The 13,761-nt window shown below is 27.4% G+C and carries 15 protein-coding genes; 3 read left to right on the forward strand and 12 right to left on the reverse strand.

What is annotated here, in order from left to right:
• A partial coding sequence (locus tag KJQ99_RS00005) for a hypothetical protein (RefSeq protein WP_214149656.1) occupies window positions 1–867 on the reverse strand: 867 nt, incomplete at its 3' end.
• 97 nt (window positions 868–964) lie between these two features.
• On the opposite strand from KJQ99_RS00005, the gene KJQ99_RS00010 reads away from it, so the two are divergent.
• Complete coding sequence (locus tag KJQ99_RS00010) at window positions 965–1,111, forward strand: hypothetical protein (RefSeq protein WP_214149657.1); 147 nt, start codon at window positions 965–967, stop codon at window positions 1,109–1,111.
• A 95-nt stretch (window positions 1,112–1,206) separates the two neighbouring features.
• On the opposite strand, the gene KJQ99_RS00015 is transcribed toward KJQ99_RS00010, so the two are convergent.
• The 11 genes from KJQ99_RS00015 to KJQ99_RS00065 are packed head-to-tail and all read right to left on the reverse strand — an operon-like array spanning window position 1,207 to window position 12,961.
• The gene (locus KJQ99_RS00015; protein WP_250325647.1) at window positions 1,207–1,782 is read right to left on the reverse strand and encodes an NUDIX hydrolase; all 576 of its coding nucleotides are present in this window, start codon (window positions 1,780–1,782) and stop codon (window positions 1,207–1,209) included.
• Window positions 1,779–2,438: a hypothetical protein gene (locus KJQ99_RS00020; RefSeq protein WP_214149658.1), complete on the reverse strand. Its 660-nt coding sequence runs from the start codon at window positions 2,436–2,438 to the stop codon at window positions 1,779–1,781. Before KJQ99_RS00020 ends, KJQ99_RS00015 begins: the two co-directional genes overlap by 4 nt.
• On the reverse strand, window positions 2,431–3,171 hold the full coding sequence (locus KJQ99_RS00025) for a DUF815 domain-containing protein (protein WP_214117442.1): 741 nt from the start codon (window positions 3,169–3,171) through the stop codon (window positions 2,431–2,433). The genes KJQ99_RS00020 and KJQ99_RS00025 overlap by 8 nt, the downstream gene beginning before the upstream one ends.
• Window positions 3,155–5,152, reverse strand: a complete 1,998-nt coding sequence (gene glyS, locus KJQ99_RS00030) for a glycine--tRNA ligase subunit beta (RefSeq protein WP_214149659.1) — start codon at window positions 5,150–5,152, stop codon at window positions 3,155–3,157. The genes KJQ99_RS00025 and glyS overlap by 17 nt, the downstream gene beginning before the upstream one ends.
• Entirely contained in the window at window positions 5,149–6,348 is a 1,200-nt protein-coding gene (gene ilvA / locus KJQ99_RS00035) for a threonine ammonia-lyase (protein WP_214120479.1), read from the reverse strand. Before ilvA ends, glyS begins: the two co-directional genes overlap by 4 nt.
• Complete coding sequence (locus tag KJQ99_RS00040) at window positions 6,335–7,354, reverse strand: tRNA (uridine(54)-C5)-methyltransferase TrmA (RefSeq protein ID WP_214149660.1); 1,020 nt, start codon at window positions 7,352–7,354, stop codon at window positions 6,335–6,337. The genes ilvA and KJQ99_RS00040 overlap by 14 nt, the downstream gene beginning before the upstream one ends.
• On the reverse strand, window positions 7,347–9,104 hold the full coding sequence (locus KJQ99_RS00045) for a Na+/H+ antiporter NhaC family protein (protein WP_214117446.1): 1,758 nt from the start codon (window positions 9,102–9,104) through the stop codon (window positions 7,347–7,349). The genes KJQ99_RS00040 and KJQ99_RS00045 overlap by 8 nt, the downstream gene beginning before the upstream one ends.
• A 21-nt stretch (window positions 9,105–9,125) precedes the next feature.
• Complete coding sequence (locus tag KJQ99_RS00050; RefSeq protein WP_214149661.1) at window positions 9,126–10,412, reverse strand: MFS transporter; 1,287 nt, start codon at window positions 10,410–10,412, stop codon at window positions 9,126–9,128.
• Window positions 10,409–11,557, reverse strand: a complete 1,149-nt coding sequence (locus KJQ99_RS11030) for a GGDEF domain-containing protein (RefSeq protein ID WP_214117448.1) — start codon at window positions 11,555–11,557, stop codon at window positions 10,409–10,411. The genes KJQ99_RS00050 and KJQ99_RS11030 overlap by 4 nt, the downstream gene beginning before the upstream one ends.
• 10 nt (window positions 11,558–11,567) lie before the next feature.
• Window positions 11,568–12,734, reverse strand: coding sequence for a hypothetical protein (locus tag KJQ99_RS00060; RefSeq protein WP_214117449.1), 1,167 nt, complete (start codon window positions 12,732–12,734; stop codon window positions 11,568–11,570).
• Window positions 12,734–12,961 (reverse strand): hypothetical protein, encoded by a 228-nt coding sequence (locus tag KJQ99_RS00065; protein ID WP_214117450.1) that lies wholly within the window; start codon window positions 12,959–12,961, stop codon window positions 12,734–12,736. Before KJQ99_RS00065 ends, KJQ99_RS00060 begins: the two co-directional genes overlap by 1 nt.
• An 87-nt stretch (window positions 12,962–13,048) precedes the next feature.
• On the opposite strand from KJQ99_RS00065, the gene moaC reads away from it, so the two are divergent.
• Together moaC and KJQ99_RS10530 are read left to right on the forward strand one after the other, a co-directional pair.
• Window positions 13,049–13,522, forward strand: coding sequence for a cyclic pyranopterin monophosphate synthase MoaC (gene moaC, locus KJQ99_RS00070; RefSeq protein WP_214117451.1), 474 nt, complete (start codon window positions 13,049–13,051; stop codon window positions 13,520–13,522).
• Window positions 13,500–13,754, forward strand: a complete 255-nt coding sequence (locus KJQ99_RS10530; RefSeq protein WP_214117452.1) for an HP0495 family protein — start codon at window positions 13,500–13,502, stop codon at window positions 13,752–13,754. Before moaC ends, KJQ99_RS10530 begins: the two co-directional genes overlap by 23 nt.
• Window positions 13,755–13,761 lie beyond the last annotated feature (7 nt).

The following is a 13,761-nucleotide window of genomic DNA, read 5'->3' on the forward strand; positions in this document are numbered from 1 at the left end:
TTTATAAGCTTTTAGCTCATCAATTAGCTTTATGCTAAACTCACAAAATTCTTCTAAATTATTTTTGTCTTTTAATTCTTTTTCTTTATCTTCATTTATCTTTAAAGAATTTGAGTTTTTAAATAATTTTATATCTTGCTTTAGTTTTCTTATGTGATTGTTTTCTTCATTAATAGCGTATTCTTTTAGCTTTGGATTGGCTTCTATTTTTTCTTTTTTATTTTTTAATTCTTCTTTTGCTTGATTTAAGTTTTTAAAATACTCGCTTTCATCTTCAATATATTGCTCTTTTACTAAAATTTCTCCATCTTTATCTTTATCAAAAAATATTCTATTATTAATCATTTTTGAAATAGTGTTTATATTTTTTTCGCCAAATTCATTAATATCTTCTTCTAATATTTTGTCTTTTTTAACAATCTCGCTTAAGACATAAACCCCATCTTTATTCTCATCAAAATAACAAACATCAATTAAAGTATTCATTAATTCATCACTATTTAACACCCCATTATTATCGCTATCACTTTCAAGATATTTTAAATCAAAAGCAATCTCACTAAACCAACCTGCTACATAATTAGCAGCGTCGCCTTTTAAAATAGTTTTTCCATTTTCTTCTAAAAAATCATTTTTATTAAAAAAGCTTTTTAAATCTTTTAAAGTATCTTTATCTAAGCTAATCCCTACGCTTTTATTATCAAGGCTAAAAAATACATTTAATTCTTTATCACTTGTTTTATATTCAAAATTATTTGTTTTTATATCTTGTCTTATTTGGCTTAGATTAATAGTGCTATTTACATTTTTTATTTTATGTAGGCTAGAATTTAAAAACCCACCCATATCACAAATATTTAAATCCATATTTAACTCTCCTTTAACTAAACTTATATCGGTTAATTTTATTTTTCTTTAAGAGTTTTTAGTAATAATTTACTAAATTTTAAAAAAAGGAGAGATTATGAAGAAATTATTTTCATCTGTTATTTTATTGTTAGCTTTAAGCTCAGTTGTATATGCTGCAGGACACGAATATAAAAAACCAGTAAATCACTGCACGATTACTTGGTATGGCAAATTATATTGCAGCCCACATATCAATGATTAATCAAAAGAATTACGAATTTATTCGTAATTCATATATAAGTTTTACTGCATTTATAAAATACAAAATTATTAAAAATTAAAAGAATTTAAATCTACTTATTTTTTATAAATATACCTAAACCACAAATTAGCATAATCAATCAAAGCACTTCTTTTATTTTTTGCAAAAAACTCATCATATTCATTGATTTTTACATATACGCTTTTAATGAATTCTCCATTATCAACGCCGCCACCAACTCCTACAATATCATCATCACTAACCCTAGCAAAAAATAAATGTTGAGTATTTACCCCACTACCAAATCCTGTATAAAATTTATTAATATAAACTAATTTTTTAGGCTTAAATCCTAATTCTTCTATACATTCATCTAAGGCGATTTCTTCTAAGCTTTTGTTTTTATCAATTATCCCACTACATAATTCAACCGAAAATCCACTCTCATAATCTTTACAATTTTCGTAATAATATAAAGGTGCTCTAAATTGTTTTACAAATATAAAACTATCCTTGCTCTCGTGATATAACATAATACTAACAGAATCAAAAGACTTTATAAAATCCCAATCTACATTATGCTCGTTTATAACAAAACTAGCTCTTAAAGGTTTTATAAAATCTGATTTTTTAAACTCAACTATTTTAAAATCACTTATATCAATTTTCATTCAAGCTCCTTTAAAACCTTAAGCCCTATTTCATCAAATTGTTTATTTTTATAATGATTTTGCATTAGATTATCAATACTTGCAGCAAAAATCATATAAATATATGACAAATCTTGAGTATTTAATGCTTTATAAAAATACTCATCATCAAGCCCACTAGCTATAATATCTATAGCTTCTTCGTAATTATTAAACTCATAGCCTAATAGTTCTAAAAATCTTTTAGCATTTGAATTAACCACAAAAATAGGCTTTTTTAAAAGAAAATTACTAAGCATTAAAGCCGTATCAAAACCAATGCCTTTAATATCCATAATCCAATCAAAACTAGCATTATTAATAAAGTCATCAAAACTGCTAAAATCATTCACAATTGCCTTTGCTAAATCGCTAATTTTTTTTGCTTTTGTATTATAAAATCCACTTGCTTTTATTAACTCGGCTAGTTCTTTTACATCAATTAAAGCAAGTTTGTTTATAGAATTTGAAATAGGAATTTCAACATTTTTTAATGCTTTTTGAGTGTTTTGCCACTTGGTATTTTGACCTATTAAAAGAGCTAAAAATTTTGAAAAATCATCATAATTTTGCCATTCATAAGAACCTTGTAAATTATGTTTTAATAACGCTTTAAAAATACTAGCTCCATTAATCATTCAAATCCTTTTTTAGTTCATAAAATTGTTTAGCGATACGACCATTTTTTGTGCCTTTTAAATTTGCAAATTCTAAAGCCTTAGCCTTTATCTCATCACTAAATTCATCTTTAAATAATGATTTTACAATGCTTAAATACTGCTCTTGGCTCATTGAATAAAAATTAAGCCATATTCCAAATCTTTCTTTTAAAGCAAATCTATCATCGCTTTCATCTTTAAAATCAGCGTCTTGATAATTTGTATTGCTTGATTTTAAAAGATTTTTATAATTTGAGCTTAAAATAAACATTATATTATCACTTAATTTCTCGCATCCACCATCTAAAATCGGCTTTAATGCCTTAAAACTATCATCATTTATACTAAAGCTTATATCATCTAAAAATATTACGAATTTGTATTCTAATTCGCTTAAATCATCAATAATATATCTTAAATGCGATAAATCTTCTTTAAAAACCTCAACTATTCTTAAATCACTTTTAATAAATTCATTAAAAATAGCCTTGATTAAACTAGATTTGCCACAACCTTTTGCACCGGCTAATAAACAATGCTGATAGGCTTTGTTTTGTAAAAAATTATTCATATTATTTTTTAAGATATTAAATTCTTTATCCAAAAACAAAAGGTCTTTAAAATCAACCAAATCAAGGTTTTTAATAGGCTTAAAGCTACTAGTTCTTGCTCTATAACTAGCAGCTTTAAATTCTTTAAACAATGCTATCAAAACTAACTTCTTTTAAATCAGCCACACAAGCAATGTGCTTATAAATGCTATAAACTAATGCTAAGCGATTGTTTTTAATCTCTAAATCATCAACATTTATCATAACATTATCAAAAAACTCATCAATGATAGGTTTAAGTGCAAAAATCTTACCTAAATTATCACTCACATCATCACTAAAACTAATATCTTTATAAGCTTTATATAATTTAATCTCATATTCATTACTTAATTTGCTTTCATCACAATATAAATCTTTACTATCTTTTATGATATTTGCAAGTCTTTTAAATGTTGAGATTTTGCTCTCATAATCTTTATCTTTTGCTAGATTTATAAGTGCTTTTATATTCTCATCAATTACTACTAAATCATTATTATTCACATTTAAAACTGCTTTTATAAAAGATGAATTTACGCTATATAAAGCATTAAATCTATCTGTAATAAAATTAAGCAATTTAACTTTATCATAATCTTTATAAAGACCTTTAAACTCGTTTAATAAATCTAATAAATTAAATTTAACGCCTAAATCAATTAGAATTTTAATAATACTTAAAGCTGCTCTTCTTAATGCGTAAGGGTCTTTATTACCACTTGGAAGCTTGTTTATACTAAATAAAGCCATTAAAGTATCAAGTCTAGTTGCTAAGATTACAATTTTACTTAATTTTGTGCTTGGGATAACATCATATAAATATTGCTCTTTAATAGCAGTGCAAACTTCACTAGAATACCCCATATTAGCAGCATAATATGAGCCTACAATTCCTTGTAATTCAGGGAATTCGCCTACCATTTGTGTCCTTAAATCAGCCTTGCTAAGTAAGATTGCATCTTTTATATTTTTTGTATTTTCATAAGCAAATAATTTTGCTAATCTTAAGGCAATTTCTTCTTCTCTTTGTTCTTTTTGTGCTATTGTGCCTAATTCTTGCATATAAATTGTATTGTTTAATAATTCAGGTTGTAAGCCAAGTTTTAAGTCATTTTCCCAGAAAAACAACGCATCGCTAAGCCTTGCTCTTAACACCTTTTCATTACCTTTTTTTATAGTTTCTAAATCAGGATTGAATGAATTTGTAATTGTTATAAAATTATTGCTTAAAGAATTATCCTTATATACTGCAAAATAGCGTTGATTTTCTTTCATTGAAGTAATTATTACTTCAGGTGCAACTTGTAAAAATTCTTTATCAAAACTACCTAAAAGCGCTGATGGATATTCAGTAATTGCTACAACTTCTGCTAATAATTCTTCATCAATTTCAGCTTTTAAATTCCATAATTTTTCAATATTTCTTATCTCACTTAAAATGATTTCTAATCTATCTTTAGGATTTAATATAACTTTGCCTTCTTTTAAAGTCTTAAAATACTCATCTTGGGTATTAAAAGAGATTTTATCCATACTAATATTTCTATGAACGAAAGTGCTTTTACTTGAATTTATATTAAACAAACTTGCATTAATTAATTCATCATCCATCATAACGCATAGTCCAGTAATTGGGCGAATAAAACTAAAAGTATTTGCACCCCAACGCATACTTTTACCAAAATTAAGACTTGTAATAAAGCTTTCTAAAATATCATTTATTAATTCGCTAAATAATTTACCTTTTTCTATTTTTTCTACATATAAACAAACTTTTCCTTTAATTTCTTTAAAGCTAAGTTCGTTTTCACTAATATCTGCTTTTGCTAAAAAGCTCTCACCAGCTTTACTTAATTTCCCATCTTTATAGGCTACTTCTTTAGGAGCTCCGATTAATTCTATAACGCTATCGTTTGCTCTTTCGTTTGCTTTAAATGTAAAAACAAATCTTCTAGGAGTATATAAAAACTCTAAATTACTAAATTCAATATTATTTGCTTTTAAAACTACTTCTAATTTATCTTTTATATTTGGTTCTTCTTTTAAAAAAGGAATTGCAGGTAATTCTTCTGTAGTTATTTCTATTAAAAACTTTCTCATTTTATCTCCTTAAATGTAAAACCTTGCTCTTTAAGAATTTTTCCAACTTCTTCTTGATGAGCTTTGCCTTTAGTCTCAAGTGTGATTGTAATATTTGCATCACCAAAATCAGTGCCTAATCTATCATAATCAACTTTTATTATGTTTGCTTGTGCGTCTTTTAAAGCCTTAGTTAAATCAAGTAATGCCCCTGCTTTATCAATTAAAGTTACGCATATTTGCATTTTTCTATAACTTTTAATAAGACCTTTTTCAATAATATTATTTAGCATTGTAATATCTATATTTCCACCACTTAAAATACAAACTACATTGCCACTTAGATTAGGAATTTTGCCGTGCATTACAGCAGCTACACTTGCTGCTCCTGCACCTTCAACTACTTGTTTATGTTGCTCTAATAAAAATAAAACCGCATTAGCTATTTCTTCATCGCTAACCATAACCATATCATCTACATTGTTTTTAATTATATTAAAGCTATCTTCATTAACATCTCTTACAGCTATACCATCAGCTATTGTTTTTACTTTATTTGAGTTTATGATTTTACCTTCATTAAAGCTATTTAGCATGGCACTAGCGCCCTTGCTTTGCACTCCTATTACTTTAATATTTGGATTAATTTGTTTTGCTGCACTAACAATACCGCTAATTAAACCGCCACCGCCTACTGGAACGATGATATAAGAAATATTGTTTAATTCTTCAATTAGTTCTAAAAATATAGTCCCTTGTCCTGCCATTACAAACGGGTCAGCAAATGGGTGAATAAAGGTTAGATTTTTAGTCTTTTCTAACTCTTTTGCGTAAGCATAAGCTTCATCAAAATTATCGCCTTTAAGTATTACATTAGCACCTAAATTAGCTGTGCTGCTTACTTTATTTACTGGTGTTGATTCTGGCATTACGATATGAGCTGTTATACCAAACTTTGAAGCAGAAAAAGCTACTCCTTGAGCGTGATTTCCTGCACTTGCTGCAACTACTCCTAGTTTTTTTTGCTCTTCATTTAAACTTGCAATCTTATTATAAGCGCCCCTTATCTTATAAGCTCCAATTGTTTGAAGATTTTCACATTTTAAATATATATTATATTTATCATTTGATAAAAATCTTGAATAATTAAAAGGCGTTTTAATTGCCACATCATATACTTTTTCTTTAGCCGCATATATTTTGCTAAGCTCTATCATCTTTCTTCCTTTCTAGGTAAAATCCACACTCTAAATGCTCTGAATTTATAAATTGGTCAAACAAAACAAATCTTTTTAACTCGTGAGTTTTGCATAATTTTTCTAAATCTATTTTAGCCGTTAATGGATTGCACGAAATATAAATTATATTATCATAGTTTTTTACTAAATTAACACATTCGCCTAAGCCACATCTTGGAGGGTCTATTAAAATATGTGAAAAACAAAAATCATCTAAATTTAAATCTTTTAGCCTATTAAAAGCTCTTACCTTATTAAAAGCGTCTTTTACTTCGCTATCTTTTAGCCTTGCTGTAAAAATATTATTTACATTATTTAATTTGCAATTTTTATTTAAAAATGTCACATTTTTTTTACTAAGTTCTGTTGCAAAAACTTTTTTAAAAAATGGTGCAAGTGCTAAGGTAAAATTACCATATCCACAATAAAGCTCTAATAAATCATCGCATTTTTTATCTTTAAGACAAGATTTTGCAAACTCAAGCATATTTTCATTCATACTTAAGCTAGGTTGGATAAAACACTCATCATTAAACTCATACTTAATACCATTGCTAAAATGCTCTAAAATATCGCTTGGATATGATATTCTTTGTTTTCTTGATTGCATTATTAAATTAAGCTTTAAATTAGTTAATTTACTTAATTTTTCGTAATAATTTTCTATTTTAAATTCTTTTATGTCTTTATGATATAAAAGCAAAACATTTAAAGTATAAAAGCTCTTAAAAAATCTAATCTCAAATAATTTATCTTTTAAAGCTTCATCTAAAGCCTTAAGTAATTTAGGCATAAATTCTCTTATCTCATCACATATAAAAGAAGTATCAAAATCAGTTATTTTTACCTTATCTTTAAACATAGCATAAGATATTTCGCCGTTATTTTTGTATAAAGCAAAATTAACCCTAGTTCTTAAGCCATCTTTATAAATCTTCTCGCAAGGAATTTGAAATTCCTTGCAAACTAAGTCAAATTTATTCAACTTTTTTTCCTATTAAGCGAAGTGCTAAGCTCATCATAACAACACCTAAAATAATTGTTAAATACACATTTAAGCCAAGACTTACAGGAATATATCCAAAAATTACGCTAATAGCACATACTAAAAGAGCATAAGGCATTTGAGTTTTAACATGCGCACTTAATTCACATTTTGCACTCATTGCACTTAAAATTACGGTATCAGCTATCGGAGAACAATGGTTTCCAAAAATAGCACCTGTTAAAACACAAGAAATATTTATAACCATATATTCATGAAGCTCATTTCCACTCATACCTGCTTCAAGACCAACTGCGTGTGCGAGTGGGATTGCTAAAGGCATTAAAATACCCATAGTTCCATAACTTGTGCCTATTGCAAAACTCATAGCCGAGCCGATTAAGAAAATTAAACTAGGAAGTAATACATGCGGAGTTGAACCTGATAGTAATTGCACTATGTATTTATGAGTGCCTAATTCTTTTACAATTGCAGCTAAACTCCAAGCAAAAAGTAGCATTGCAATTGTAAATATCATACTCTTCCAGCCATGTAGCCAAGTCTCTACTGCTTCTTTGTGATTGATTTTTTTGCGAACTAGACCTAATATAACTGCTACAACACTAGCAAATAATGCAGCTTGAAATAATGCCAAGCTTGAGTTTGCTTCACCTAAAGTAGTTCTTATCGCATAAAAACTTAAATAATTTTCTTCAATCTTGCTTAAAATGTCTGCTTTATCAGGGTCATCTATAATTGCATTTAAACCACTAAAATAAAAACTTGCTAAAGCTGTAATAATAAGAGTTAAAATAGGAATTAAAGCATCACTAATTTTATGCTCTACTCCATCATTTGGTTTTAATTCACGCTCAAGTTCAGCTCCAACATCAAGTGCAGCTTCACTTACTATTCCTGCACGAGCATTTTTTTCAGCTATATACATTGAGCCAAATTCTCTTTGCTGAATAGCTGTTAAAACAACGAAAATTAGCATAAAGATATTATAAAATCTATAAGGAATTGTTTGCATAAATACTCCAAAAGCATTTACATCGCTAATTCCTACTAAAGAATAAGCAGTTTTAATAAGTCCAACTTCAATACCTATCCAAGTAGAAATTATCGCAATTCCTGCAACAGGTGCAGCGGTGCTATCAAGTATGAAGCTTAATTTTTCACGAGAGATTTTAAACTTATCAGCAATTGGTCTCATAATAGGACCAACGGTTAAACTATTTGCATAATCATCAAAGAAAATACAAAGCCCTATAAGCCAAGTGCTAACTTGAGCTGAAACAGGACCTTTTACAAAACGAGTAAGCGCAAGTGCAACTGCGTTTATTCCACCCATTTTAGTAATTAATGCAACCACACCACCTATACAAAATACTTGCAAGATTACTCCTGCATCATCGCTATCTATCATAGCATCTAGCAAATGTTTTACTATATTTGAAAATGACGCTAAAAATAAATTTACCCAATCCATAAAAGATGGATTATTATAAGTAAATGTATAAGTATCATTTACAATATTTGCTGTGTAAAAATTAGCAAAAGCTAGAAGAAAAGTCCCCGTAAAAACACCTATAAATAAAGATAAAATTACTTCACGAGTAATAAAAGCTAAAATAATAGCCATTAAAGGCGGTAAAAGTGTTAAAACGCCATACAATTGCATATTGCTAACGCTTGTATCAGCTGCGTTTGCAAATATACTAAAAAACATTAAAAACAAAAATCTCATTTTAAATTCCTATTTTAAATTCTACATTCTTTTTGATACTAAACAAGCCGTAATAAAGGCAACAAATGCTACTAAAACTATATAAGCTCCACCACCGATTTGATATAAAAATGGTGGATTTTCACCAATTGCAACTTTGTTTAAAAACGGCAATAATATAGGAGTTATAAATCCTGCTATTGCGTAAGCTAGGTTGTAGCTAAAGCTAATTCCACTATAACGAATTTTTGCAGGGAAAATCTCAACCATAATTAAAGGCGTAAAGTTCATAAGTCCTGCACTAAGAGTTGCTAATAAATAAAAACTCACAAGTAAATTAATATCCTTGCCTATATACAACTCATAAAAATACATCGCACCAAAAACACCCCAAAGAATGGCAAAAATCTTATAAATCCTACTAATTCCAAATTTATCACTTAAAAATCCTGTTAAAACACAACCAATCATCATAGCAAGTATTCCATACATTTGAAGAAGGGTATTATCAACAGGGTCTAATTTCATAACAGCTTTTACGAAATTTGGAGCAATTAATAAAAATACAACCACACAAGCAGTTAAAACCCAAGTAACTAAAATAGAAATAAATATCCCAAATCTATGATTTTCTATAACATCTTTTATAGGAAGTTTTACTAAAGAATCGCTTTCTTTCATCTTTTTAAATACAGGAGTTTCATTTAAATATCGTCTAAGATATAAAGAGATTATTCCAAAAATACCACCTAAAGCAAATGGAATTCTCCAACCCCAATCCTTTAGCTCTTCGGTCGTAAAATTAAGCTGCATAATAAGTGCAACCAAACAACCAAGTAAAATTCCACCAACAACGCTTGAAGTTAATAAGCCTATAAATAGACCTTTTTTGTTATCTTCACTATGTTCTCTTACAAATACCCAAGCACCAGGTAGCTCTCCACCTATTGCCATACCTTGAAAAATACGAACAAATAAAAGTGCAATAGGGGCTGCATATCCAATTGTCTCATAAGTTGGAATAATAGCAAGTGCAAAAGTAGGAATTACCATAAGTAAAATACTTAGCATAAACATATTTTTTCTACCAAATTTATCTCCAAAATGTGCCATCACAACGCCGCCTAAAGGACGAGCTAGATAAGCTGCTGCAAATGCTCCATAAGTATTTAGCTCTTGCCAAAACGGACTAAGCGTATTTGGGAAAAAATGATGTGCAAAATAAGATGAAAAAAATACAAATATAATAAAGTCATAAAACTCAAGAGTTCCACCAAGTGAGCTTAAGGCTAGAGTTTTTACTTCTTCTTTGTTTAATTTTTTTGTCATATATCTCCTTTTTCGTAATTTAATTTATCTCTATTAATAGCCAATTCTTCATAAGCTTCGCTAATAAATTTATTTATTTGATAATCAAATGATGAAGTATGAGATAAACCTACAATTACTTGAACTTTAGCACCTTTTACTCCAAAACGATTTTTCATAGCTTCTTGCCTAACTTCATCTATATAACTCTTAACTACAACCTCATCTTCATTAATAATAAAAACTAAAAACTCATTTCCACTCCAACGAGATATGTATTTTTCATAGTTTTCACTATTTTTTCTTAATATATATGCAAATTCTTTTAAGACTTCGTTGCCTAATTCTGTTGTGTATTCTTCGTTAATTTTTCTTAAGTTATTAATCTCTATTACTATTACACTAGCTTGAGTAATTACATCTTCATCAGCATTATGCTCAAGTTTTGCATTCATAATTTCTAAGAAAGAATATTTATGATAAGTTTCAGTTAAGGTGTCAAAACTAGTAAGTCTTTTTAAATGGCTCTTTCTGTTTTCATCATTAACAAATCTAATAACCTGACCTAATTCCATAATAATTTGGGTAAAAAATATAGCACTAACTACGCAAATTATATTGATAATATATATAAATACTTGTCCTGGCTCTTGATACGCCTTGTCGCAATAGAAAAATAAAAATAAATATAACAAGAAATAAACAAAAGGAAATATAAAAATTAAAGCAGAATATTTTCTTAAATTAAGATAATAATAAGATGTAAGCATAATTAGATATAAATCAAATCCATATCCCCAACCAATACTTAAAGAAAAATAAGTAGCTGTAAAAATTGATTCTAATTGAAATAAATACCAAGCATAATGCCTAACGCTTATAAAATTTACTCTTATAATTTTTTTAAACAATGATGATTTAAAAGATTTTTTACCATTTAAAATCTTTCTATATCTATTATAAAAATAATTTTTTTCTCCAAAACTCTTATAAAGTTTTCTACCAACAAACAATAAGAATAAAAAAGCTAAATAATATAAAGATGTTGCAAAAATTTCATAAGAAGTAATTATAAAACCATTGTAATAAAAAATCAAACCAGTAAAAAATCTAGCAAAAAATAAAAATAGACTATTTACTAATATCAAAACTTCATATTTAACCACTTTAAACCTTTTAATTTATATCGTCATATCCACTTTTATACAATATATACTCACGACCCATTGTTTTTGTTTCATATTTTAATTTTACGGTTTCATTTATTTTTTCTAATAAAACTTTAGGTCTTTTTTGAGTATCTATATGCTTGTGGTATTTTGCAACAATTTTTAAATAAATATCAAAATTATCTTTTTTCTTTCTAATCATCTTATCAAAATCTTTGCTTATTGATTCAAGTAAGAAATAAAACTTAGAGCTTTCTTCTTCTAAAATTAATACAAAAGTATTTAAATCCCATTTAATTATAATTTCATCATTAGGATAATAAACTCTTAAAAGACTTAAGAATTCATTCATTACTTTATTTTGGTAGTAGTAATCTATCTTAAAATATGAATCTTGGTCTTTTTGAACAAAAGCTATCTCAAATATACAAACATTAAGATTATTGTATTGATTTTGTTGTCTTTGTAAAAGCAATTGTGTGAAATCTTTTTTATCAATTAGATTGAATTTAGTATGTATTTTTTTAGTTATTTTTATATGACTTTTATTTACAGATAATTTTTCTATATCTTCTATTGATTTTAGACCTACTACATGGTTGCTAAATACTATGCTAGAAAAAACTACAAAAACAGAAATTATAAATAATAAATTAGAAAAAAAACTCTCCTTATAATAAGGATGCCAAAAATAATAATCAATTAAAAATAAAGATATAAATATAGTTAATAGCACTAAATAAGTAATATTTGCTATCAATAATCTTTTTTTAGAATCATTTATAAACATTATATAAATCAAAGTGGCTAGCAAAATAATATATAAATGAGCCCCGCCTGCCATAGAATATAAATATATATTACAACAAATAGCAATGATTATACATGCCCCACCACCCATAAAGCTAAACCAGTCAAGATACCTTGCTACTGATTTTTTCTTTCTATTTAAAAGTAAGGCATAAAATAAACAAGCACAAACAATATACAAACTTGATATAAAAAATTCTTTAGCAAAAAGCATAGTAATACCTAAAAAACCAAATGTAATAATTATGGTTAATATTAAAATTACATAAATTCTTTTTAAGGTAATATTATGATTTCTTATATCTTCATAGGTATCATAAAGCTCTTGTATAAATTCTACTCTTTGACTATCGTATTCTCGCATTATGCCTCGTCATAACTATAATCATCGTCATCATACATATCTTCATCATATATGTTATATTCATCAAGACTGCTTAATTCATCATCAAAATCTTGCTCAAATTCGTCATCAAACTCATCTAACTCATCGTCAAATTCGTCTAATTCATCATCAAAGTCATCATATTCACTAAAGCCATCTAACTCGTCATCTTCGTAATCTAAAAACTCATCATCATCGTAAGCCATATAATTTTCCTTAATAAAATTAAAAATGCTAATATACCATTTTATTTATATTATTTGTTAAAATCTAAGCAAAAATAAAGGAAAAAAATGCAACTTACACACATAAACGAGCAAAATAATCCTACTATGGTTGATGTTAGTGATAAACAAATTACTAAAAGAAGAGCTTTAGCAAGTGGCAAAATCACAATGAACGAAGAGGCTTTTAAAGCAGTTTTAAACGGAAATGCTAAAAAAGGAGCGGTAATAAATACAGCTATTGTTGCAGCTGTTATGGGAGCTAAGCAAACATCAAATTTAATTCCAATGTGCCATCCACTACCAATTAGTAAAGTTGAAGTAGATATTGAGCCAATTGAGAATGAATTTGCTTTTAGACTAAATGCAGTGGTAATCACCGAAGGAAAAACAGGTGTAGAAATGGAAGCATTAAATGCTGTTAGTGTAGGCTTATTAACGATTTATGATATGGTTAAAGCAATTGATAAAACAATGGTTATTGATGATATAAAATTATTAGAAAAAGACGGAGGCAAAAGTGGTCAATTTAGAAGAAATTAAAGCTGATTTAAAGATAGAATATCCTTGCAACTGGAGCTATAAAGTAATACTTGATAAAGATGATGATATAAATGAATTAGTAAAAAAGCTAGATATTAAAAATGCAAAAATTGAAAGTTCAAAATCTACAAGTAATTACAAAAGCTATAACCTAAGCCTAGAAGTGCCAAATGAAGCTTATAGATTAGAATTATTTTCTACTCTTAAAAAACATTCTAAATTTGTTTTATAAGGAAAAA

Origin of the sequence: Campylobacter sp. 2018MI13 (assembly GCF_018501135.1) — a bacterium.
Lineage (GTDB): Bacteria > Campylobacterota > Campylobacteria > Campylobacterales > Campylobacteraceae > Campylobacter_E.